General features: G+C 64.3%; 22 protein-coding genes and 1 pseudogene. 1 reads left to right on the forward strand and 22 read right to left on the reverse strand.

Features of this window, described 5'->3' with window-relative positions; translation table 11 throughout:
- The 4 genes from J2Y55_RS23230 to J2Y55_RS23245 form a co-directional block, all read right to left on the reverse strand.
- Positions 1-1,065, reverse strand: a complete 1,065-nt coding sequence (locus J2Y55_RS23230; RefSeq protein ID WP_310158346.1) for a sensor histidine kinase — start codon at positions 1,063-1,065, stop codon at positions 1-3.
- 186 nt (positions 1,066-1,251) lie between these two features.
- Positions 1,252-2,583, reverse strand: coding sequence for an ABC transporter ATP-binding protein (locus tag J2Y55_RS23235; protein ID WP_310158347.1), 1,332 nt, complete (start codon positions 2,581-2,583; stop codon positions 1,252-1,254).
- 24 nt (positions 2,584-2,607) lie between these two features.
- Complete coding sequence (locus J2Y55_RS23240) at positions 2,608-4,374, reverse strand: ABC transporter permease (RefSeq protein WP_310158348.1); 1,767 nt, start codon at positions 4,372-4,374, stop codon at positions 2,608-2,610.
- 86 nt (positions 4,375-4,460) lie between these two features.
- Positions 4,461-4,718 (reverse strand): hypothetical protein, encoded by a 258-nt coding sequence (locus J2Y55_RS23245; protein WP_310158349.1) that lies wholly within the window; start codon positions 4,716-4,718, stop codon positions 4,461-4,463.
- Positions 4,719-5,249: 531 nt separating this feature from the next.
- Between J2Y55_RS23245 and J2Y55_RS23250 the strand changes: the two genes are divergently transcribed.
- Positions 5,250-5,744, forward strand: coding sequence for a L,D-transpeptidase (locus tag J2Y55_RS23250; protein WP_310158387.1), 495 nt, complete (start codon positions 5,250-5,252; stop codon positions 5,742-5,744).
- 156 nt (positions 5,745-5,900) lie between these two features.
- Here the strand turns inward: J2Y55_RS23250 and J2Y55_RS23255 are convergent, their stop codons facing one another.
- From J2Y55_RS23255 to J2Y55_RS23335, 18 genes and pseudogenes are all read right to left on the reverse strand, one after another.
- Positions 5,901-6,467, reverse strand: a complete 567-nt coding sequence (locus tag J2Y55_RS23255) for a hypothetical protein (protein ID WP_310158350.1) — start codon at positions 6,465-6,467, stop codon at positions 5,901-5,903.
- 266 nt (positions 6,468-6,733) lie between these two features.
- The gene (locus tag J2Y55_RS23260) at positions 6,734-6,859 is read right to left on the reverse strand and encodes an ABC transporter (protein ID WP_310158351.1); all 126 of its coding nucleotides are present in this window, start codon (positions 6,857-6,859) and stop codon (positions 6,734-6,736) included.
- 257 nt (positions 6,860-7,116) lie between these two features.
- Complete coding sequence (locus J2Y55_RS23265; RefSeq protein WP_310158353.1) at positions 7,117-7,701, reverse strand: protein-S-isoprenylcysteine O-methyltransferase; 585 nt, start codon at positions 7,699-7,701, stop codon at positions 7,117-7,119.
- The gene (locus tag J2Y55_RS23270; RefSeq protein WP_310158355.1) at positions 7,698-8,927 is read right to left on the reverse strand and encodes a hypothetical protein; all 1,230 of its coding nucleotides are present in this window, start codon (positions 8,925-8,927) and stop codon (positions 7,698-7,700) included. Before J2Y55_RS23270 ends, J2Y55_RS23265 begins: the two co-directional genes overlap by 4 nt.
- A 198-nt stretch (positions 8,928-9,125) precedes the next feature.
- The gene (locus tag J2Y55_RS23275; RefSeq protein ID WP_310158357.1) at positions 9,126-9,881 is read right to left on the reverse strand and encodes an IclR family transcriptional regulator; all 756 of its coding nucleotides are present in this window, start codon (positions 9,879-9,881) and stop codon (positions 9,126-9,128) included.
- 375 nt (positions 9,882-10,256) lie between these two features.
- Positions 10,257-11,168, reverse strand: a complete 912-nt coding sequence (locus J2Y55_RS23280; protein WP_310158359.1) for a flagellin — start codon at positions 11,166-11,168, stop codon at positions 10,257-10,259.
- A gap of 23 nt (positions 11,169-11,191) precedes the next feature.
- Positions 11,192-12,934, reverse strand: coding sequence for a flagellar hook-associated protein FlgK (gene flgK, locus J2Y55_RS23285; protein WP_310158360.1), 1,743 nt, complete (start codon positions 12,932-12,934; stop codon positions 11,192-11,194).
- Positions 12,935-12,944: 10 nt separating this feature from the next.
- On the reverse strand, positions 12,945-13,409 hold the full coding sequence (locus J2Y55_RS23290; RefSeq protein ID WP_310158361.1) for a flagellar protein FlgN: 465 nt from the start codon (positions 13,407-13,409) through the stop codon (positions 12,945-12,947).
- A 23-nt stretch (positions 13,410-13,432) separates the two neighbouring features.
- On the reverse strand, positions 13,433-13,750 hold the full coding sequence (locus tag J2Y55_RS23295) for a hypothetical protein (protein ID WP_310158362.1): 318 nt from the start codon (positions 13,748-13,750) through the stop codon (positions 13,433-13,435).
- Positions 13,747-15,009, reverse strand: a complete 1,263-nt coding sequence (flgE, locus tag J2Y55_RS23300; RefSeq protein WP_310158364.1) for a flagellar hook protein FlgE — start codon at positions 15,007-15,009, stop codon at positions 13,747-13,749. The genes J2Y55_RS23295 and flgE overlap by 4 nt, the downstream gene beginning before the upstream one ends.
- A 35-nt stretch (positions 15,010-15,044) precedes the next feature.
- Positions 15,045-15,365 carry a flagellar hook capping FlgD N-terminal domain-containing protein gene (locus tag J2Y55_RS23305; protein WP_310158366.1) on the reverse strand — a complete coding sequence of 107 codons (321 nt, stop codon included), beginning with the start codon at positions 15,363-15,365 and terminating at the stop codon, positions 15,045-15,047.
- Between the two features lie 569 nt (positions 15,366-15,934).
- Entirely contained in the window at positions 15,935-16,216 is a 282-nt protein-coding gene (locus tag J2Y55_RS23310) for a hypothetical protein (protein ID WP_310158367.1), read from the reverse strand.
- Positions 16,217-16,424: 208 nt separating this feature from the next.
- Entirely contained in the window at positions 16,425-16,871 is a 447-nt protein-coding gene (locus J2Y55_RS23315; protein ID WP_310158369.1) for a flagellar export chaperone FliS, read from the reverse strand.
- 15 nt (positions 16,872-16,886) lie between these two features.
- Positions 16,887-18,590, reverse strand: a complete 1,704-nt coding sequence (gene fliD, locus J2Y55_RS23320; protein WP_310158371.1) for a flagellar filament capping protein FliD — start codon at positions 18,588-18,590, stop codon at positions 16,887-16,889.
- A gap of 114 nt (positions 18,591-18,704) precedes the next feature.
- Positions 18,705-19,259, reverse strand: coding sequence for a flagellin (locus J2Y55_RS30150; protein WP_404979016.1), 555 nt, complete (start codon positions 19,257-19,259; stop codon positions 18,705-18,707).
- Between the two features lie 101 nt (positions 19,260-19,360).
- Positions 19,361-19,880, reverse strand: a pseudogene (locus J2Y55_RS30155) (flagellin); the annotation flags it as partial.
- Between the two features lie 135 nt (positions 19,881-20,015).
- Positions 20,016-20,654: an RNA polymerase sigma factor gene (locus J2Y55_RS23330; RefSeq protein ID WP_310158374.1), complete on the reverse strand. Its 639-nt coding sequence runs from the start codon at positions 20,652-20,654 to the stop codon at positions 20,016-20,018.
- A 355-nt stretch (positions 20,655-21,009) separates the two neighbouring features.
- Positions 21,010-21,256 (reverse strand): hypothetical protein (locus tag J2Y55_RS23335; protein WP_310158376.1); only part of this gene is annotated, 247 nt, incomplete at its 5' end.

The following is a 21,256-nucleotide window of genomic DNA, read 5'->3' on the forward strand; positions in this document are numbered from 1 at the left end:
CTAGGCTGTCCTCGTCATGTTCAGCGGGAGCGTGAAGCCGAACACCATGCCGCGCGGATGGTTGAGCGCGGCATAGATCGTGCCGCCATGAGCCTCCACGATCGAGCGGCTGATCGCCAGCCCCATGCCCATGCCGCCGGGCCTGGTCGTGTAGAAGGCCTCGAAGACCTGCGCGATCGCCACTGGCGCGAGACTGACGCCGGTATCGCGAATGCTCACCGTGATCTTGCTGGCGTCGGCGGCTGCGCTGACGAGCAGATCACGCGGGCCGGTCTCCAGCCCGCCCATCGTCTCGGCGGCGTTGACCACGAGGTTGAGGATGACCTGCTGCAGCTGGACGCGGTCGACCAAGGGGGGCGGAAGGTCGGCGCCGTAATCGGTGCGCAGCACGACGCGGTTCCGGCGGAGCTCAGTGCGCGCCAGAACCAGGGCCTCGTCGATCAATCCGGCGAGGTCGACCCTGTCGCGCGAGGGCGGAGATTTGGTGACAAGGCGGCGGACGCGGCCGATAACCTCGCCGGCGCGATCGGCATCCGTCACGACGCGGCCGAGCGCGCGCCTTGCCTCATCGGGCGAGGGCGGCGAGGCGTCGAGCCAGCGCAAGGCGGCGTGGCCATTGGCGACGATGCCGGCAAGCGGCTGGCTGACCTCATGGGCGATCGAGGCCGTGAGCTCCCCCATGGTCGTGACGCGCGCCATATGGGCCAGATCCGCCAGGGCCTGCCGGGCGCGAGCCTCGGTGGTCTCGTTCCTGATCGCGAGAAAGGTCGTCGTTGCGATGGCGAGCAGGCTCAAGGCACCGTTCACCAGGCCCGATTGACGGTCGCCATGCGTGGTGAGGACATAGCTCACGACCGTCAGGACGGCGCATCCGACACCGATGCTCGCAATGAGGCGCGTCCGGCCGGACTGCGCCGCGATCAGGATGACCGCAACATAGAGGACGGCAAAGGCGATCTCCCGATCCGTGACGGTGTCGGCCGCGAAGATGGCGGCGACGAACACCCAAAGCCCCAGCCAAAGCAGGGGCCTCTCGATCGGAAATGTCAGCCATTTGCGTCTCATGCGCTGACCTCTGTACCGCCCCCGGCGAACCTGTCTTCGGTCGCTACCTTAGAGCAATTTCCGATCCGGTTGGATCGTTCAATTGCTCTAGCCTTTTGTTTTGACGCGGTTTCTCCGCGCAAACGCTTCGTTCGAAAACGCTCCAGCCGATCTGCTGTGGGGCGCGATCGCCGTGCCCCGCCGGGCTCAGCCGGGATCGTCGAGCGTGAACAGCTCGGCCTGCTCGTCATAGGCGAAGTACTCGGCGTAGCGCGCCCAGTTCGTGACCGCCTTCAAGGTCGTGGCGGCGTAGTCTTCCGACATGTGGTCCTCGAGCTCGTCGCGGAAGCGCCGCGCCGGGGCGCGATGGCTCGGCCGCTCGTCGAGCACACGGCGGATATGGGCCGCGAGCGGGACGTAAGTTGCCAGATGCTGCGAGAAGAGGCGCTTGCGCGCGTCGACGTCGCTGTCGGCGAAACGCAGACCCGGTGCCGTCAGCTTGATGTCACCGCCCTCCAGATCGGCGAAGCGCAGAAGCTGGAGCGTTTCCGCCACCGGGAAGAGATCATCGATCTCAAGGTGAAGCTCGGCTGCAAGCGGCGGCAGATCGGCCTCGCCCTTGTAGGGATCGGCCGCGATCGCCTCGATCATGCCGGCCATGAGATTGGTCGAGACGCGTGGCAGCGACATGGAGATGCCGGTGCCTGGGAAAAGGCCTTCGCGCATCGGTGCCCCCGACCTGGCGGTCATGCGGGCATAGATGTCCTCGACCAGCATGCGGAAGGCAGGATCGAGCCGGTTGCGGGGCTGGGGCATCTCGACCTTGATCTCGGCGATCACCCGCCCGGGATTCGAGCCGAAGATCAGGATGCGGTCGCACATCAGCACCGCCTCCTCGATGTTGTGGGTCACCATCAGGATGGCCTCGATCGGCATCCGCCCCTCGCACCAGAGGTCGAGCAGGTCGGTGCGCAAAGTCTCCGCCGTGAGCACGTCGAGCGCCGAGAACGGCTCGTCCATCAGCAGCACCTTGGGATGGACGACGAGTGCGCGCGCCAGGCCGACACGCTGGCGCATGCCGCCCGAGAGCTCCTTGGGATAGGCGCTCTCGAAGCCGTCGAGGCCAATCAGGTCGATCGCTGCGAGCGCGCGCTTGCGCCGCTCGGCCGGGACCACGCCCTGGGCCTCCAGCCCGAGCTCGACATTCTCCAGCACGGTCAGCCAGGGGAACAGCGCGAAGCTCTGGAAGACCACGGCGACGCCCGAGGTCGGTCCGGTCACCGGTTTGCCCTGAAAGGTGACGGTGCCGCTGCTTGGCCGGATCAGACCGGCGATGGCGCGAAGAAGGGTCGATTTGCCCGAGCCGGAGCGGCCGAGCAGGCCGACGATCTCGGCGGGCCTGAGCTCGACATCGACTTTGTCGAGCACGACGAGCGAGCCCGATGCGCCCTTGTCATAGGTCTGGCAGATTTGGGCAGCGCTGACGAGCGGCGCGGTCCTGGCAGTCTGGGGCGTCCGGGTGATGACGGTGGCATCCATGGTGCGATCCTCCAGCGGAAGGGGTCAGTCGAGACGCAGGCGGCGTTCCGCGAAGACGTAGAGCGGGCGCCAGAGCGTGCGGTTGAACAGGGTGACGAAGAGCGACATCACGGCGATGCCCAGGACGACGCGGGGGAAATCGCCCGCCTCGGTCGCCTTGGCGATGTAGGAGCCGAGCCCATAGGCCTCGAGCTTGGTGTCGCCCCAGCTCACGACCTCGGCGACGATGCTGGCGTTCCACGAGCCGCCCGAGGCCGTCAGCGCCCCGGTGACGTAATAGGGGAAGATTCCCGGCAGCATGACGCGGCGCCACCATGTCCAGGAGCGCAGCTGATAGACCGCGGAGACCTCGCGCAGATCGGTCGGGAAGGCGCTCGCCCCGGCAATCACGTTGAACAGGATGTACCATTGCGTGCCGAGCACCATCAGCGGCGAGAGCCAGATGTCGGGGTTCGCGCCGGTCGCGACGATGGCGACGACAGCGAAGGGAAACAGCACATTGGCGGGAAAGGCCGCCAGGAACTGCGCGATCGGCTGGACGCGCTCGGCCACGGCCGGCCGCAGGCCGATCCAGACCCCCAATGGCACCCAGATCAGGCTGGCCACCGCGATGAGCAGGATGACCCTGAGCAGAGTGACGAAGCCGCGGCCCAAGGGGTCCCAGACATCGGATAGCGACAAGCTCTGGCCGACATAGGACACAGCCGTCCAGGCGCTCCAGGCGCCGATGGCGACGACCAGGCCGAGCCAGGCATAGTCGATTGCCCGCGTGGCCGCCTGTGCGCCTCGCCCCGGCGCCGGCGCCGGCGCGGCGCGGCGCCTTTGCGACAGCCGCACCAGCAGGAGCCGGTTCCAGAGCCAGGCGAATGGGCCCGAGAGATATTTGAGCAGATGCGTGCGCCGGATCAGCCCATAGACCCAGGAGCGCGGCTTCTGCTGGCCGGCCGTCTGCTCGAAGCGGAACTTGTCGGCCCAGGCGACGATGGGGCGGAACAGGAGCTGGTCATACAGGCCGATCACGATCGCCATGGCCAGCACCGCCCAGGCGACGGCGGCGAAGTCCTGCTCCTTGATGGCGAGTGCGAGCCAGGAGCCCAGGCCGGGCAGCTGGACTGTCGTGTCGCCCACCGTGATCGCCTCGGAGGCGACCACGAAGAACCAGCCGCCCGACATCGACATCATCGTGTTCCAGACCAGGCCCGGCGCCGCGAAGGGAGCCTCCAGTCGCCAGAAGCGCTGCCAGGACGAGAGGCCAAAGCCGCGGCTGACCTCGTCGAGATCGCGCGGCACGGTCCTGAGCGACTGGTAGAAGGAAAAGGCCATGTTCCAGGCCTGGCTGGTGAAGATCGCAAAGATCGCGGCGCATTCGGCGCCAAGCTGGCTACCCGGGAACAGGCCCATGAAGAAGGTGACGGTGAAGGTCAGGAAGCCGAGCACCGGCACCGATTGAAGGATGTCGAGCGCCGGAATGATGATCATCTCGGCGCGCCGGCTCTTGGCGGCGAGCGTCGCGACGACGAAGGTGAAGATAAGCGAGGCGATGATCGCCGCGAACATCCTGAGCGTCGTGCGGAGCGCGTATTCCGGCAACAGGATGGGATCGAGCGCGACCGGAGCGGTGGCAAGGCCCTCCAGCGGCGAGCGCATCCCGGCAGCGCCATGGAAGGCCAGCACGGCGATCGCCGCGAGCAGCGAGAAGGCAGCGAGATCGTAGATGTTGGGCAGGATGCGGTTGCGGGTGAGCGCTGCCAGCGCGCTGTGGCCGCTTCGGTCATTTGTTGGAAACACCATGGGTCACCTCGGGCTTCTGTTGCCGGCCGGGCGATCTTGTCGCCGCGATTTCGCGTGCAAGGAGGGAGTCGGCTCGACCAGGCGGCTCAAGCCGCCCGGCCGTTCCAGCCGCCGCTATGTCGGGCCTCGTCGAGGGAAGCGCTCTCCTGGCTGGACCAGCGGCATTCCAGGCGACCGGCTGCGTCGAGACGCCATATCGCGACCGGTATCGGGCGCCGTGCCGGATGCAGGCGAACGATCGCGCAGGCGTTCTTGCTGCAGGCGTTCTTGCTGAAGGCGATGCCGTCGCCCCAGCCTGGGTTGGAAAGAGCAGCCCGGCTGCGGAAGAGAATGACATTGCTCATGATTCACCTCCTCGAATCGCCAGAAGCTCCGCCCGCGGGCCAGCATCGAGCGCGATCCATGCTGACGGCATGACCTCTCGCCCACGGCTGGAGACCATGGTCGATCGATCGCTTGGGGCTTCATCCCTGCGAAGGGCGGGGCCGGTTGTTGCTAAATGCCTTCGAGCCGCGAGCGCGGTGAAGACATGCCCTCTGTGCTCGCCGGGGCCTATCCGGTCAATCGGACCATGGGGTCGCGAAATATACGATGGTATAGGAGGCGGGCCCGGGACGTCCCCGGCTCTCATCTAAGAGCAAGAGCAGGATGCGCCTTCGCGAGGGGCCGGAGCTGGGCAGCCGACGCTCCAAAGCCCCCGGATCTCGACTATTCCAACCTGGGATGTTCGCGCGTGCCGCGGCTCCGGATCGGCGATACAGGGGATGCTACCTTGGCGTCGCCAACCCGTTGGGCGGCTAATTTCCCGTTAGGTGTCCATGGGTTACTGAGTTATGGTAATCTTGCTGCTCGACAATGGCTGGGGCTCAGAAGTGATGCTGCGGACAAGTCTCGTACTGATTGCGTTGGCGGTTGCCATGCCGGCCGGCGCACGCGAAATCGTTGCCTATAGGGGCGAGGCGGCGCCTGGCGCGATCGTCATCAAGACCAAGGAACGGCGTCTGTATTTGGTGCAGGGCGATGGCACCGCCATCCGCTACCAGGTTGCGGTCGGGAAGGCCTCCAAGCAATGGCTTGGCGAGGTGCTGGTCGAGGGCAAGCATGTCGAACCCGCCTGGTCGCCGCCCGACGAGATCAAGCGCGACAACCCCAAGCTTCCCGACGTCATCCCGGGCGGCTCGCCACGCAACCCGATGGGCGCGCGGGCGCTGACGCTGTCCGGTGGCGGCCAATATGCGATCCATGGCACCAATCGGCCGGATTCGATCGGCACCTTTGCGTCTTATGGCTGCTTTCGGATGTTCAACGACGACATCGTCGATCTGTTCGAACGCGTCTCGGTCGGAACCCCGGTCCTGGTCCTGCGCTGATCGCTAAAGCATTTTCGAGCGAAGTGGACACCGGTTCGCGTGAAGAAAACACGTTAGAACGAAGCGCTAGAGCAACGATTCAGTTGGATCGTTGCTCCAAACAAGCTTACGCGCTGCCATGACATGGCAGCGCGCGAAGACCGGAAGCGTTCTCGCTTATTGAACGCGATGGGCGGAAAAGGCCGAGTCCGTAACCCTGCTGCGGTTGAGAGACCGCAGGCTGGCGATGTAATCGGCCGGATAGAGCAGGGTGTTGCTGGGCGCCTGCAATCCCATGAACGTCGCGACCTCGCCGACCCATCTGTTGCAGTTATAGAGCACGGCGTGCCAGGCCGGAGAGGTCTTCTGCTTGTTCCTGATATAGGCCACGACGCGGCGATATTGAGCTTCGTTCAGGGGAACCTGGAAGCGCGCCGAGATGTATTGGTCTTCGAGATCGCCATCGCTGGGGCCGGTCTCGGCCGGAACAGGCAGAACATGCCCGACGGACCAAAGCTGCGGCCCTTCGCCCGCCGGATGTAGCCCGGCGACCTGATCGGCCGTGACCTGGCCGACCTCGCCCTTGGCGTTCAGCCGGCCATAGACGAGAAAAGTGTGGCCATAGCTGAGGGCGTAGCGCGACCGGAATTCGACGAAATACTGGCCGGCCATCTGGCTCGCTTCCCGTCGCGAGGCGCGATGTCGGCTCCCGCGGACGGCCGGAGCGTCCTGCGTGGCGGTCATCTGATTGTCGTCAGGGGGCGCGTAGCGGTCCTGCGCTTGGGCCGGGAGCGGCGCGAAGCCGCAGAACAGGCCTGCAGCGCAGGCTATATAGGCCCAAGAGCGCGCTCGTTGGTTCAGGTCAAACCACACCGCATAACTCCTGCTTTCGCGAGGAACGTATATCGGCACAGCGATCGCTGTCGCCGCATCATCGAATGACCGAAGTCTTCTCAAGCCCAGAGTAAGAAAACGGCCGGGTGGACCGGCCGTTTTCTATCTGACTGGAACTAGCCCTTCGTCACGATCGGTGCGGCAGCCGGCGGGGGGGCTTTGCCTTTGCCCTTGCCAATGGATGCACATCCTCCGACGCCCATCAGCGCAACGGACACGGTCAACACCAGAAGCTTTTTCATTGAATCGCCCTCGTTGAGAACAGTCTAATCATGGATGATAGAAGTTCGACTACTAGCGCAACACCATACCCATTTTCCGTGCCGAACAACGGTGATGAGGCACGCGGTAGAGTATTCCAGATATCGTGTGCGTTTTCAATCACCTAAGCCGTGCGAGACCAAAGTGCTCAAATTTATGGTTTCCGATGAAGCTTAACAGTCTCCCCTGCAGCGATGGCTGCATAAGCTTCGAAACGTGGCGAGAGCGTTTATGTTCCCTAGCTGATTTTCGGCGCGACGCGGCCCGTGCGCGCCATGTAGTCGGCGTATTCCGCCCCGAAGGCGTCGAGCATCAAGCGTTCCTCTTGTGCAACGCGAAAGGAATACAGAACGCCGAAACCGACCAGGCCCGACAGGCCGGCGACAAGGTTAGGCAGCAGCAAGGCTTGCGCGATCGCCCACAGCCAGAAGGCCGAATACATGGGATGCCGGACATAGCGGTAGACGCCCTCGGTGACGAGGCGATGGCTCTCGCGCAGATCCAGAGAGACCGACCAGTTGCGGCCGAGCGCGCGGTGCGTGAGATGGAACAGGATCAGGGACGCAACCGCGACCGCGGCGCCGATCCAGGCCAGCAGCGGCTGGAACTGATAATTCGCAAAGCGCGGAAACCCGGTTGCGACATAGATGAAGGGCAGGAGCCCGAGCCCGGTGAACGAGATCGTAAGCAAGATGATCTCCCGCATTCCGCGGGCGCTGCGGGAGATCGGCGTGCGCCGCGAGCGTCGTTCATGCGGAATCCGGATGACGTACCAGCCGACGGCAAGCAGGACGTAGATCGCCTTCGCGATGGTCAGGGTCATTGCTGCGGGGCCTCTATCGGATTTGCGCGAGCCTGCGTCGACGAGGCCGGGTCGAGAACTCTGCCCTCAGTATCGAATGCGTGCATGGCGCCGTCCTTCAATCGTGCTTGTCGTTCCGCATCGAGCGGCCCGCAGGTGAACATGAAATAGTCGTATGGCGCGCGCCGGTCATTGCCCCTGACGAATTGGCAATGCATCCGGTACCAGTTCCTGCGAATGCGGGGATAGCGCGCCGGATCGAGCATGCGCCTGATGCTGACGCTGCGGATGAGCGGCGAGTCCGTCTTGGCGAGGCCCATCAGCGGCAGCGGATCGCTGCGGTAGAAGTTCATCACGTCCGAGCGCGCCTGGTAATCGGCCCAGAACAGTGCGGGGAAGGCGCTCAAGCGTGCAACGGCGGCGCGAAGCCGGCTTGCTCCGCGATGGAGCCCGATCTTGAGCGTCGAGGAGCCGGCGGAGAGAAACGCGATGCGCGGGCCGCCATCCTGCCGCACCAACCCGGCTGTGATCGCGCGATCGATCAGATCGATGGCAAGCACGGCTCCGAGGCTGTGCCCGATGATGAGGATTTCATCGACTGCGTCACCCCGCGCCGCCTGGACGATGTCGGCCGCCACGCGCTGCAACCGATCGTCGAGAACTGCATCGCCATGCCGGATATAGCGGCGCGAGAAAATCCAGTCGTCGAGGAGCAGCCCGAGATAGAGCCAACGCTGCGCTGCATGAAACAGAAGCAGGAAAACGCCGATACCGACCCCGATTCCGATCAGGCCGGAGCCGGTCGAGCGCGCCAGAGCCACCCCACCAGCCAAGGCGAGCAGGGTCAAGACCGCCAGGATCAGGAAGGGATAGAGAAAGAACATCGCGTAGCGCCAGCTGGCGCGCAGATATCCCCAGAAGGCTCCGGCCAGGATGAAGTCGAAAAACGACAACAGCCCGCCGGGAAGGCGCCGCCACAACGGAGCGGCGCCCATCGTCGCGATCACGTCATCCCAGCGGACCAGGCAGAATTCTGTTTCGACCCGCCAATTGGCGCCGCTCGTCTGCACCTGCCAGGTCGCCAGATCCTCGCCGATGGCGGGTTCGGAGGCCGTGGCGGACGCCGCCCAGACCCGCTCGAAGCGCCGCAGCTCCCTGACGAAGCGGCCATGCACAACCTCCGGGCGGGCATGGTCATACCCACCGATATGATAGATGCGGCGTCGGAAGATCCTCGCCTCCGTCATCCCCGATGTCCCGTCGCCAATGCGTTTCCCGTCCCGGCTTTTTGTTACCGGATAGCCTGTGCTTGCACCAGCAAGCCCCCGTCAAGCGGGTAAGCGGATGTGGACGGTCCAGGCGTGGCGATCTGGGAACGCAGTTCCGGTCGCGACGAGGCGTGAAAAGCAGCGCGCTGCCGGGCGGGTTTCGGGGGCAGGAAGCGATTATCCTTGGCTTCTCCGATAGCCGAGCCCCCGCGATATGTCGTCCGCGGCCTCGACGACTTGCTCGGCAACCAAAGCGATCATTTCCGAGGTCAGGCGGGTCGACGGCCCCGAGATTCCGACGGCCGCCTCGACCACGCCATCGGCGCGCCGGATCGGCGCCGCCAGCCCATAGACGGCGCCACGCCATTCCCCGAGATTGACGGCATAGCCCTGCAAACGGATCGTCGACAATTCCTGCTGGAGAGCCTCCAGGCTATCGACGGTCTTCGGCGTGAAGACGGCCAGGTTCCGCCCGATCCCTTCGATGATATGTGCGGGCTGAAACGCAAGAATTGCCTTCCCGATAGCCACCGCATGGGCTGGGGCCTTGCCGCCGATCTCCGAACTGGCGTGGAGAAGCTCGGGACTGTCGATCTTGTCGATATAGATCACGTCCGACCCGGTCAGGACCGAGAGATGCACGGTTTCGCGGGTCCGCAAGGCGAGCTCCGAGAGGTGGCGCTGCGCCTCCCGCTTCAGGTCGAGTCGGGACAGCAGGCCGACCCCCAATCCCCATAATTTCAAGGACAGGCCATAGCGCCCCGTAGCCGGCTCGCGCGCGAGATATCCGGCAAATTCGAAGGCTTCGAGCGCGCTTTGAACGTTGCCTTCGTTCAATTCCGTCTGCATCGCCAAATCTTCGACGCTCCTCGGCTGAGCGCTCCTGGCCAAGGCTTCCAGAATCATCAGGCCTTTTTGAAGTGTCGTGTCCATCGGTCGGGTTACGAACTCTCAAAATGCCACGGCATTCCAGATCTGGGGACGCAATCTCCGCACTAAGGCTTGGCTGAATTCTCGCTTGGAACTGACGGCAGCAACATTGTGAAACCTGCCCGAAGCGAGAGTGAAGAGCAAGTGGAGAGACCCGGAGCCTTGCGCGAAAACCGGGCCGTGGCTTTCGCAGGAGAAACGCTCTAAGCATCTGGAATATATTACATTTTTGTCTCCCGACGGAAGCGGCCGCAGGCGAAAAATGTGATCCAGGGTTGCTGGCCCGATTGCGGCCCAGTGACAGCTCCTGGCGTAGCGCGGTTCAGAATGTCCGGGCGCCCCGGAAGCGGCTTAAGAAGCCCGGTCTCGACCCTTCGTTCACTTCAGATAGTCGAGCAGGTTGAGCGACTGGATCTTGGCTAAAGCAGCATAGGATGCCTGCAGTTGGGTCTCGTAGGACGAGAGCTGGGCGGCGACCGCGGTGATGTCGACATCCCTGACGTTGCTGATCAGCCCGGAGGTGAAGTCCTGGTAGTCGGTCTGCGTCGCCGAAGCGCGTTCGAGCGTTGCGGCATTGACCGAGAGCCGCCCCTGCACGGCCGCGACCGCATCGACCGCGGAGACGACGAGGTCGGATATGGCCTGCAAGGTGTCCGAATCCGGCGTCGTTGCGGCATTCGCCACGGCGCTGAGGGCGCGCAGCGCCTGCTCGAAGGCAGTGTCGTCGCCGGTCACGCCATAGTTCACCATGCGCTCGGAGGAGACCCGCACGGAGGCCGTCGTCGCATTGCCCTGATAATAGGAGGTGTCGGCGGTATCGACGTCGGTGGCGGCGTAATTGGTGAGATCGACCGCCGGCTGCGTGGTGTCGCTGCCGGCGAACAGATAGCGGCCTTCGAACTGCGTATTGAGCAGCGAGGCGAACTCCGTGAGATAGCTCTGCGCGGTGTTGGCGAGGGTGGTGTCAGAGGCATCGGTGGCACTGGCGCTGATGGCGCCGGACAGGCTCGCCCTGAAGCTCGACAACATGTCGGTCATCGCATTGAGCGCGTCATACATGACGTCGATGCGGCTGCCGGCTTCGTCGGCGGCACTGGCATAGGCCTTGGAGCGGGCGAGCGAGACCTCGAGGCTGACGAGGGTCTTCGCCGAGCTGCCAAGCCCGCCATAGTCCGTGGACACCGAGCCCGATGCTTCCTGCACCTGGACTTCGCCCATCTTCGCCTGGGTGCGCAGCGAGGCGGCAAGCATCCTGTCGTTCAAGGCGAAGGTCGCGATGCGCGTGACCATGGTCTCTGCCTCCGCTTGGCTTGTCAGCTCGACTGCACGGCCTGGAGCAGCGTGTCGAACATGTTGTTCAGGGCTTCGAGGAGCTGGCCCGCCATCGCATATTGCTGCTCGAGCTCCGACAGCCGCGCGGTTTCCTCGTCCACGTTCACGCCCGATTGGGAGGACAGCGAATCCGCGAGCGACTGACGGGCGGAGGTGCCGGTGTCGAGCGCGGTCGAGGCGCTCGAGGCGGTCGTGGCGATGGTCGAGACGATGCCGGTCGCATAATCGGCGAAGGAGGTCGTGCTCGCCTTGAGCTTGCCGGCAGCAATGAAGCTGTGATTGCCGCTCAAGGCGTCGTTCATCGCCTCAGCGACGCTGCTCTCGCCAACGCTGACGACGCTGGCCCCGACCGTCAGCGTAGCGGCGGTCGACAAGGCCGAGGTGGCGAGCAGGCCGGGCGTCGCGAGCAGATCGGAGCGCACCGAGATCGTCGCCGCGCTGCTGCCGGTCAACAGGTCGTTCAGGCCGAAATAATCGGAAAGACCCTGGTCGTCGCTGCCGACGGCGCTGTCGATGTCCACCACCGCGACGCCCTTATCCGAGGCATCGGCGGTGACGACGAGCTTGCCGGCGCTGTTGACCGCGGCCGAGAGGCCGTCGATCGCGTCGATCGCCGAGGCGAGATCGCCGACGGTGGTGTAGGCGGAGAGGTCGAGGTCCTGATAGCTGACGAGCGCGCCATCCGCATCGGTCACGGCGAAGCGGACCGTGCCGCTGCCGGACAAGGCGTCGCTGGCGGAAACCGTAGTGGTGCCGGTCAATGTCGTGGGCGGCGGCGATGAGCTGCCGGCATTGTGGATGCTGTTGAGCGTCTCGATCAGCCCTGCCGCCAGCTCATCGAGCTCGGCCTGGGCCGCCGGGAGCTCGGTGTCGCGTTGCGCGATCAGCGCTCCGACCGTGCCCGAGGTGATCTCGCCGGTGATGTCCTTGCCGTCGACGGTGATGCCGTCGAACACCGTCGCGCTAGTGACCGCCGCGGCGCTGGAATAGGAGAGCTCGTGGACATTGCTGTCGAGCAGGGTCGTGCCGGAGGATGTGGAAATTCGCATCTGGTTGTCGGACGTCACATAGTATTTGACGTCCATCTGTCCGGAGAGGGTCTGCAGCGCCGTATTGCGCTTGTCTTCCAGATCGCCCGTGGCATCGCCCCGCGCCTGGGCTGCCGCGATCTGGCTGTTCAAGGTCGCGATGCTGTTCAGGGATGCGTTGATGCTGTCGACGGAGTCCTCGATCCCGTCATCGGCATCGGCGCGCAGGCCCTGGATGCCGGCGGATGTCTCGCGCAGCTGGCTCGCGAGCGTGTCGAGCGCGTCGACGACCTGCGCCTGCAGCGTCTGGCTCTCGGGCGTGCCGGCGAGCGAGGACAGCGCGGTTTCGAGATTGGCGATGCTGTTGGCGAGCGAGGTGCCGCCACTGTCGCTGCCGGTCGTCGCGCCGAGCAGGTTCTGCAGCTTGCTCGCAAAGCTGTCGGTCGAGGTCGCGGCGCCCAGCGTGCTCGTCGCAGCCACGAGATCCTTGAGCAGGTATTTGTCGACATTGCTCCTGATGGCGGTGACCGAGACCCCGGCTCCGACGGTGCCCGTGGAGGCGGAGGTCTGGACCGCGACCTTGCGCGAATAGCCCTCCGTGTCGGCATTGGCGACATTGGAGGAGGTCAGCGCCATCTGCAGCTGCGTGGTCGCCAGCGAGCTATAGGCGATGCTGCGGATGGCTGTGAACGACATCGCTTACCCTCTAGAGATAGCGGCCCGAGCCTGTGGGAGACGGCGCGCGCGCAGCCGCCAGGCGGGCATTCGCGCCATACTGGTTCGGCGCCGGGGCGGCCTGTTCGCGGATCGCGCGCATGATCGCGTCGACGCGACGCCGCGTGGCCGCGATCGATGAGCGCAGACTGTCGACATTGTCGTTCATATGCTTGCGCAGGGTCTTGCTGCTCTCGACCAGGCGCTTGTGGACGGCCGCATCGGCGTCACGGAAGTCGATATCCCGGCGGCGGACGCCGGCGACCCAATGGGTGAATTTTTCCGCCAGCTCGCGCTTGCTCTGGACGAGATGGGAGGTCGATGCCGGCGCGCCGGTGGCGAGATGGCGATTTTCCTCGTCGATGACGACGATCAGCTCCTCGACGAGAGCGATCACGGCAGCGGCGGCAGCATTCGCCGATTGCCGCGGATTGCCGGGCGCAGATGCGTCGGGCATGGGTCGATCATCCTTCTGTTCGGTCATGATCGCTTCAGCGGCGTCATGGAGAGCTCATCGGCACGCTGATAGGCGGTCATGGCGCGATGCGTATTGAGGCGCTTGTCGAGGGCGATGCTCATCTCGTCGCGGGCGCCGCGAAGCGCTTCCAGGACGAGATCGAGATCCGCCAGCGTGACGAGGACCTCGTTGCGCTGCCGCGGCGGGATGCGCCCGGCGCTGCGTTGCCTGGCCTCGATATGGCCTTTCGCCTCCTTGTCGATGCGCGCCAGGCGGGCGAGCAGCGGATCCTCCGCCAGCACGTCCGGCTGCGGCGCGCGCGCAACCCGCGCCCGTTTCATCGGATCGCACTCAGCAGCGTGTCATACATGCTGCTGACCGTGGACATGATCTGCGCGGCGGACGAATAGGCCTGCTGGGCCGCCATCATGTTGCTGAATTCCTGGCTGGTGTCGGTGGTGCTGGTTTCCAGCATCCCGCCCGAGATCGTGCCGGCTCCGGCGGTTCCCGCGATATGCATCGAGCTGGCGCCCGAGACCGAGTTCGCGGCGTAGACGCCGCTGCTCATCGAGGTCAGGCCGTTGGCGTTGCTGAAGGTCGCCACCGCCACCTTGTAGATCGCGCGGCGCTGATCATTGTCGTAATTGGCGTAGACGGTGCCGTCGTCGCCAATCTCGATGCCGGTCAGCGTGCCATAGCTGATGCCGTCCTGATCGTATTCGAGGGAGACGCTGAGCGTGTCGTCCCCGGACGAGAGCTGGCTGAGGCCGCTCGAGCTGTTGGCGGTGCCCATGTCGAGCGTGATCGTGCTGTCGGCGGCGCCGGTCGTCCAACCGGTGAAGGAGAGCGTCGGCGGGCTGGGCGTGGTGCTGGCCAGCGTCCCGTCGCTGTTGAAGCTGATGCTGATCGTGTTGCTGGTCGCCGAGGTGGCGAGCGTGGCGCTGCCGCTCGAATCCGTCACGTCGGAGAAGGCGGCGGTCCAGCTGTTTTCGGCGGTCTTGGTCCAGGTGACGGTCGTCTTCGCCGCCGTTCCCAGCGAATCGAAGATCTCGACATCGCTCTCGAAGGTGTCACCGATCGCGGCATCCGCCGGCAGGTTGGCTTGCAGGGAGAGGCTGGTCGTCGCCGCAGCGATGCTCGAGACCGAGGTGGTATCGATGGTTTTCAGCGCGCTGGAGCTGGTGGAGCCGACGACATTGCCGTCGGCGTCGGTCGGCCAGCCCTGCAGGTAATAGCCGTTGCTCGCAAGGTAGCCGGTCTTGTCGATCGTGAACTCACCATTGCGCGTATAGTAGGTGTCGCCATTGGTCGCGCTCGAACTGACGACGAAGAAGCCGTTGCCTTCGATCGCCATGTTGGTGGCTGTCGCCGAAGCGGTCAGCGAGCCCTGGGCGGCGATGTTGGACACGCCGGAGGCGGCGACTCCGCCAGCGGAGTAAGCGGATGACGAGGAATCCGCGATCAGGCTTTCGAAACTCGCGGTCGTCGTCTTGTAGCCGTAAGTGCTGGAATTCGCGAGGTTTTGGCTGACCATGGCCAGGGCCGCGCTCTGTGCCGACAGGGCCGAGACAGCCGAATTCAATGCGCCGGTGAGACTCATGGCGGTTACTCAACTCTATTTCAGGTTGGATAGAATCAGGCCGAGATATTGAGCTGCGACGCGATGGTATTGACGCTCGAGTAGAGGTCGGAAACTGTAGACGACAAGGTTGTCATCGATTCCGACAGCGAAGACAGCGTGTCGTTCATCGCGACTTGCTGGCTATAACTGGCGTAGGACATCATCTGCGAATTCATGTCGCTGGCGCTTGTCGGATTCGACGGATCCTGGTTCTGCAATTGACTGACCATCAACTGCATGAAGTCCGTTTCCGTGAGCGCAGAAGACGACGATGACGAGCTCGTCGACGTGGTCGACGCTGTTGATGCAACCGACGAAACCGAGCTGACGCTCATGACAAACCTCCATCGACAGCCCGGACGGGTTCTGTCCGGGAAGCCTGTGTTGCGATCTGGCCTCTGGAAGCGCGGTCTGAGCCGCCTTCAGTATTGATACGGGCGGAGGAGGATTTTCAGGCGCAATTTATTGGTGGCATCGCAATTCGTGCGAGCGGCGGGCGCTTTGAACTTCATTAAGCAAGTATTAACTCTATTTATTAGCTTTTGAGTAAGATTTGGCCGCCCGCGACGCGAAGAGCTCAGTTGCCGCAAGCAGGCGCCGGCGCACCCGCCACCGGATCAAGCGGATATGTCGGGACATGCTGGGGCGGTGCGAAAGGGTCCTGCTTTCGCGTTTCTGCGGGAAACAAACTTTGATAAGCGAGCCGCGCCGGAAAGCTGCGGCGCCGAAACATCCCGCCCCTTATTTGCGAGCGTTGTTCATGGCTCGCATCGAGCTGGGCCATGCGCGACAGCGCGTCAGGCTGCCATCATTCAGGCGACAATGCTGGGATTGGCGGGGCGAGTACCGCGAGCCGGGCGTTTAGATGAAGCCGACTGTCTCGGCGCCGACTGTCTTGGCGTTGTCAGGAGTGCCGGTTTTGCAGATTTGACTGCGTGGTGGCTGTCGGCGGCTGTGAAACCGCGCCGACAGCTCCCTGGACGATGCGATCGATCAGATTTTTGGGCGCCCTGATGGGAGAGGCTGATCTGAATGCGGCGCGCAGGTTCCTGGCTTCATCGAGGGCCGCGCGCGCTGTCGGAGAGGCCAGGAGCAAGGCTAGCCCCGGCTGGCGCAACGCAGTCGGCCAGGTCGCCAGATCGTCGCCATGCCGATCAATCGCGTCCTGAAATTCGCCGAGCTTCATTGCGGTCTCGTTTCTGAGCGTATCTCCTTTGTTGATAAACTGTTTCGCAAATCGGGGAAATAGGCAAAAATCGCCGAGCCAGCTCACGCCCGGCCCGACTGGGCCGAGCTGCGAATGGAGGCGGGAAGACCTGGGGCGCGGTTCAGGTGCGAGCCCGCCCAGCGTCTTGCCCGGCCCGGCGCCTTGGAGGTTCAGCCGATTGGGATGCTCAGCCGACCCTGACCGGGCGGATGGCAGCCTGCGGATGCCGCGGTGCGGGTGCTTCCTCGCGCTTCGGGCTCATGCCGGCGACGATCGCCCAGGAATCGCGCAATTCGCCGAGATGCTTGATGATCTTCATGTAACGAACCGGTGCGTCCGGCTTTCCATAAGCGGTATGGATCGCCACGATGTTGTAGGTGTAGGCCTTCATCAGCTGCTGGGAGATGTCCTCGCCCTTGTCGAAGCGCAGGTTGTGGTACAAGCCCCGCAGAATCGTGGATGATTTGGAGATGCAGATATAGCTCTCCTCGTGCTTCCTGGCCTCGATGGCGCGAACCGCGAGATGGAGCTGGCGGATGGCCTCATCGTAGAGCTTCACGACGGCGACGAGCGGATGGACTTGCGCCGCGACCATCCGGTAGGTGGCGATGGCTCGGCTTGCATTCTGGTTCATGTCTCTCGGGTCCATTCATGAATCTTGATCGAGAAGTGCAGTCAGGTAGTCCTGCGTCGATTCCGCCGCGGAAATCGCGGCCTGGTAGCGGGCGTAGCGATTGGTGAGATTGGTCCGGTAGGTTTCGGCGGCGGAGCGGATCGCATCGCTCTTGCTCTGGAGCGTCGTGTCGGTCGCCTCCAGATTGTCGATGAGTGTCTGCAGCGTGCCGTCCGAGGTGTCGGAGGCGGCGCTCGATGTGTTGTAGAGCAGCTCGGCGATGCCGGTGCTCAAGGCGACGTCGATCGATTTCGAGGTCGAGCCCGTATAGACGAAGCTGTAGCCCTCATAGGCGGTCCCGGCGGCACCGACGATCCGGGTGCCCTTGATCGTGAAGAGCGAGGAATCGCCGTTCACCGAAGCCGCGCTCAGCGCCCCGCTGGCATCGACCGTCAGGTCGAGGGTGAAGGGATTTGGCACATTGGTGCCGCGCGCCAGCAGCTTCAGATCGCTGGACGAGGCATCCATCTGGAAGCTGAGCAGCGCCTTGACCGAGTCGAGATCGTCCAGGAGCGCGTCGTCGAGCGTGTCCTCGTCGAGGAGGAGCGTGCCGTCGCTGTCGAAGGAGAGGCCAATCAGCGCCATCGAATTCTCGCCGACGGTGCGCGTGAGCGCGCTGTAGACCGAGAGAGTCGTGCTGCGCATGGTCCCGTCGCCAAACAGCACGGCGTCGTCGGCGGCGGTGCCGTCGCTGGACAGCGTCTGCTGCGTCGTGACGAAATCGCGGAAGGCGTTATAGGCATCGACCAGCGCCTGGATCGCCGTCTTGGCGGAGCTGACATCGGCGCCGATCTCGATCGTGATCGAGACGTCGCTCTCGGTATCCGGGTCGCTCTGGGTGGTCTGGTAGAGATGCAGCGTCACGCCGTCGAGCAGGTCGTCGATGTCGTTGCTGGAGCGGGTGGCGGTGATGCCGTCGAGCGTGACGATGGCGTCCTGCGGCGCCTGCAGGACATTGGCGAGGGCGCCGGTGCTGTCCGTGATGCCGAGCGAGGCGAGCACGTCGTCGCCCGAGACGGTGCTCGCACTGATCGTCTCGCCGGTCTCGCTCGTGGACAGGATGAGCTGATATTGCGAGGACGAAACCTTCAGCACGGTGGCCTGCACGCCGGTGGTGCTCGACTGGTCATTGATCGCCTCGGCGAGATCGGCCAGCGACATGCTCTCGGTGACCGTCAACTCGACGGAGCTGCCGCTTTCGGTGCCGAGCGAGATCACGCCGGAATAGCCGAGATCCTCCGAACTGCTGGCAACGACGCTGCTCGCGATCTTGTGGGCCTTGGCGAGCTGCAGAATCTGGATGTCGTAGCTGCCGACATCGGTGCCGTCCTCGACCGTCGCGGATAGCGAGGAGGCGGCGTCGACATCGCCATTGGCGGAGAGATAGGCCGCCCGGTCGAGGAAAACGTCGGTGGAGCTGTTCGAGGTTCCGGAGACTGCGCGCAACGCATCGGCGGCGTCCGAGAGATCGCCGAGCAGGGACTGCAATTGCTCATAGGCGGAGATCTTGGCCTGGTTGGCGGTGATCTTGAGATCGATCGTGTCGGCCTTGCTGAGCTTGGCCTGGACCGAGGCCTCGATCAGCGCGCTCCAGTCGATATCGGACGGATCGGTGGTGGCCGAGGTGCTCGACGTGCTGCCCGAGCTCGATGTCGTCGAGGTGCTATAAGCCGAGGACAACAGATCCGACGTGCTCGAACTCGTACTGCTGACTGACGCCATCTCATCGCACCCCGGTGGAAAGGCGGGCCGGAGGAGACCGGCCCGCTTCGTTCATCGGATCACTGCATCGGATCACTGCAGCAGCTTGAGCAGTTCCTGCGGCATCTGGTTCGCCTGGGCGGCGGCGGCGACGGAGGCCTGGGTCTTGACCTTGGCTGCGGCCAGGGTGGCGGATTCGGAGGCCACGTCGACATCCTTGATCGCCGAATTGGCGGCTTCGAGGTTCTCGATGCTGGTGGCGATCGTGTTCGAGCGGAACTCGAAGCGCGATTCGAGCGCGCCGATATTGGCGCGGGCGCTCGAGACCTTGTCGATCGCGGCGTCGATCACGTCGATGGCCGCCTGGGCGCCATCCTGCGTCGCGACCGAGAGGGTGGTCCCGGCGTCGCGGCCCGTGCTGCTGGTGTCGTCGAAGCCGAGATCGGCGACATCGAAGCTGCCCGTGCCCGCTATGGTGATTCCGGCGGTGGAACCCGTCGCGGTGTTCGACAGGGTCAGCTTGCCCGTGGTCGCATCGACGGAAGCGGACACGGTGCTGGTGCCCAGCGCCGTATTGATCGCGGTTGCGATGTCGTCGGCGGTATAGACGCCGTCCGACGCCGTGCCGCCGGTCGCCGACAGCGTCACCGAGGTGCCGTTGACGGTGAAGGAGACGTCGCCGCCGCTGGCGTCATAGCCGCTGGCGCTGCCGACGAGGCTGGCGGGAGCCTCATCCGTCGCGGCGGTGATGTCGAGCGCCGAGGTGGTCAGGGCGTCGATCGTCACCTTGATGGTGTCGCTGGTGGCGTTCGAGCCGACGACGACGACCATGCCATTGGCGAAGTCGCTGGTGCCGTCGAGCAGGCTGGCGCCGTTATAGCGCGTGCTCTCGCTGATACCGTCGATTTCCTCCGCGAGCTGCGAGAATTCCGCGTCGATATAGGCGCGTTCGGAATCGGTGACGGTGCCGGAGACCGACTGCGAGGCCAGGGCCTTCATGCGCTGCAGCATGTCGCTGATGTTGGAGGCGCCGCCATCGGCGGTCTGCAGGATCGAGGTGCCGTGCGAGGCGTTCGTGGCTGCCTGGGTCAGCGCCGTCACGTCGGACGAGATCCGCGTCGAGATGGCGAGGCCGGCGGCATCGTCCGAGGCCTTGGTGATACGCGAGCCGCTGGCCAGCTTGGACAGCGAGGACGACTGGTCGACGGAGTTCATGTTGAGGTATCGGACCGCCGAATTGGCGGCGATGTTGGTCGAGATCACAGCCATGACGGCTTCTCCTTGCGCGGCTGGGAATTCGCCCTCCAATTCAGGGGGGCGAGGACGCGGTGCTCCCGTGTCTGCCAGTTCAACGGGACGGCAGAGCGGGGCGGGCGCGGTTTCTGCGGGAGAAGCGGACTATGGCTAATCGTCTGTGAACGACTGCCGGATGTCGCGTTCCGAACGGCGCAGATGCTTGCGCAGATGCTGGCGGCCGCGCTTGAGCAGGGCCTCGACGGCCGACACCGTCGTCTCCATGATCTCCGCGATCTGCGCGTTACTGAAATCGTCGTAATAGGACAGGATGAGGGCGACGCGCTGCTGGTCGGGCAGGCGCCCCATTTCCCGGGTCAGCAGGTCATTGACTTCATGGCGGTGCAGCGCGGTCAGGGCGTCGGGCTGCTCGTCGATGATCTCGGGCAGGTTCTCCATGCCCTCGGTCTGCGGCCGCCGGCGCATGTCGAGGCAGCGATTGGTCACGACACGGTAGAGCCAGGTCGTGAATTTCGCCCGCCCGGTCTCCCAGCTGCCCCGATGCGTCCAGATCTTGAGCAGCGTGTCCTGGACCACGTCTTCCGCATCGGCCGCGTTGCGCAGGATGCGCAGGGCCAGCGCATAGGCCCGGTCAACATGGCGTTCGACCAATTGACGGAAAGCCGTCTCGTCGCTGAGCGCTATCAGCCGCAGGAGCTCATCATCGCGATCCAATGGCCTGCGGATTGAGAGGTCCCCCAATTTCGGCAGCAGCTCCGTGCGCGCCTCCAGGGCCCCGATCGGCGGCATGGGAACGGCGAATGTCGCGATATCTAGATGAGACGGCGGACAGGTCATAGCGGCATTTCCCAGGGAGAGATCGCGCACAAATCGATGGAGTTGTGGCTTGTCCCTTCCAGTGAAACGGAGCAGCGGCGGAAACCAGGCGCGAAAAAATCAAAAAAAGATCATAAATTTCAAAGACTTAACTAGGAAAAATTTTCCCAGCACTGGGCAAGAATTGCCGATCGGAAGGTCTGTTCCGGGGCACTCTTGGTGCAAGTGGGCGAGGGCTGAAGGTTGCCCGGCCGCGGGCAGGTGATCGATCGCCGCCATTTTCGTCCGAAGACGGGACGAATCGCGCGCCCTGATGGCTGTTCGATCGTCATTGCGAGCGCCATTTCCCTTTTCCTTGCGGGAAGGTGACGCTGCTGCCTGAAATCCAGCAAGCGCGGGGAAACCTCTCCCGGAGGAGAGCTTTGCGTAACCGGTCTTTTTGGCGCTTGTGGAAGGTGAGCGGATGGTTTGTCGGGAGCGGGATGTGAGGCTGGACTTGCCCGAGGCGCGGCGCTTGCGGCTTCAGGCGGCCAGTCTGGCGGCTTTCTTGACGTTGTAGGCGAGGCAGATCAGGG

The organism is Allobosea sp. BE125 (genome assembly GCF_031456075.1).
GTDB lineage: Bacteria > Pseudomonadota > Alphaproteobacteria > Rhizobiales > Beijerinckiaceae > Allobosea.

Excerpts from the sequence above, each read along its gene's own strand:
- J2Y55_RS23230 (WP_310158346.1), bottom strand. The coding sequence starts at position 1,065 with ATGAGACGCAAATGGCTGACATTTCCGATCGAGAGGCCCCTGCTTTGG.
- J2Y55_RS23235 (WP_310158347.1), bottom strand. The coding sequence starts at position 2,583 with ATGGATGCCACCGTCATCACCCGGACGCCCCAGACTGCCAGGACCGCG.
- J2Y55_RS23240 (WP_310158348.1), bottom strand. The coding sequence starts at position 4,374 with ATGGTGTTTCCAACAAATGACCGAAGCGGCCACAGCGCGCTGGCAGCG.
- J2Y55_RS23245 (WP_310158349.1), bottom strand. The coding sequence starts at position 4,718 with ATGAGCAATGTCATTCTCTTCCGCAGCCGGGCTGCTCTTTCCAACCCA.
- J2Y55_RS23250 (WP_310158387.1), top strand. The coding sequence starts at position 5,250 with ATGCTGCGGACAAGTCTCGTACTGATTGCGTTGGCGGTTGCCATGCCG.
- J2Y55_RS23255 (WP_310158350.1), bottom strand. The coding sequence starts at position 6,467 with ATGACCGCCACGCAGGACGCTCCGGCCGTCCGCGGGAGCCGACATCGC.
- J2Y55_RS23260 (WP_310158351.1), bottom strand. The coding sequence starts at position 6,859 with ATGAAAAAGCTTCTGGTGTTGACCGTGTCCGTTGCGCTGATGGGCGTC.
- J2Y55_RS23265 (WP_310158353.1), bottom strand. The coding sequence starts at position 7,701 with ATGACCCTGACCATCGCGAAGGCGATCTACGTCCTGCTTGCCGTCGGC.
- J2Y55_RS23270 (WP_310158355.1), bottom strand. The coding sequence starts at position 8,927 with ATGACGGAGGCGAGGATCTTCCGACGCCGCATCTATCATATCGGTGGG.
- J2Y55_RS23275 (WP_310158357.1), bottom strand. The coding sequence starts at position 9,881 with ATGGACACGACACTTCAAAAAGGCCTGATGATTCTGGAAGCCTTGGCC.
- J2Y55_RS23280 (WP_310158359.1), bottom strand. The coding sequence starts at position 11,168 with ATGGTCACGCGCATCGCGACCTTCGCCTTGAACGACAGGATGCTTGCC.
- flgK (WP_310158360.1), bottom strand. The coding sequence starts at position 12,934 with ATGTCGTTCACAGCCATCCGCAGCATCGCCTATAGCTCGCTGGCGACC.
- J2Y55_RS23290 (WP_310158361.1), bottom strand. The coding sequence starts at position 13,409 with ATGCCCGACGCATCTGCGCCCGGCAATCCGCGGCAATCGGCGAATGCT.
- J2Y55_RS23295 (WP_310158362.1), bottom strand. The coding sequence starts at position 13,750 with ATGAAACGGGCGCGGGTTGCGCGCGCGCCGCAGCCGGACGTGCTGGCG.
- flgE (WP_310158364.1), bottom strand. The coding sequence starts at position 15,009 with ATGAGTCTCACCGGCGCATTGAATTCGGCTGTCTCGGCCCTGTCGGCA.
- J2Y55_RS23305 (WP_310158366.1), bottom strand. The coding sequence starts at position 15,365 with ATGAGCGTCAGCTCGGTTTCGTCGGTTGCATCAACAGCGTCGACCACG.
- J2Y55_RS23310 (WP_310158367.1), bottom strand. The coding sequence starts at position 16,216 with ATGAAGCTCGGCGAATTTCAGGACGCGATTGATCGGCATGGCGACGAT.
- J2Y55_RS23315 (WP_310158369.1), bottom strand. The coding sequence starts at position 16,871 with ATGAACCAGAATGCAAGCCGAGCCATCGCCACCTACCGGATGGTCGCG.
- J2Y55_RS23330 (WP_310158374.1), bottom strand. The coding sequence starts at position 20,654 with ATGCCGCCGATCGGGGCCCTGGAGGCGCGCACGGAGCTGCTGCCGAAA.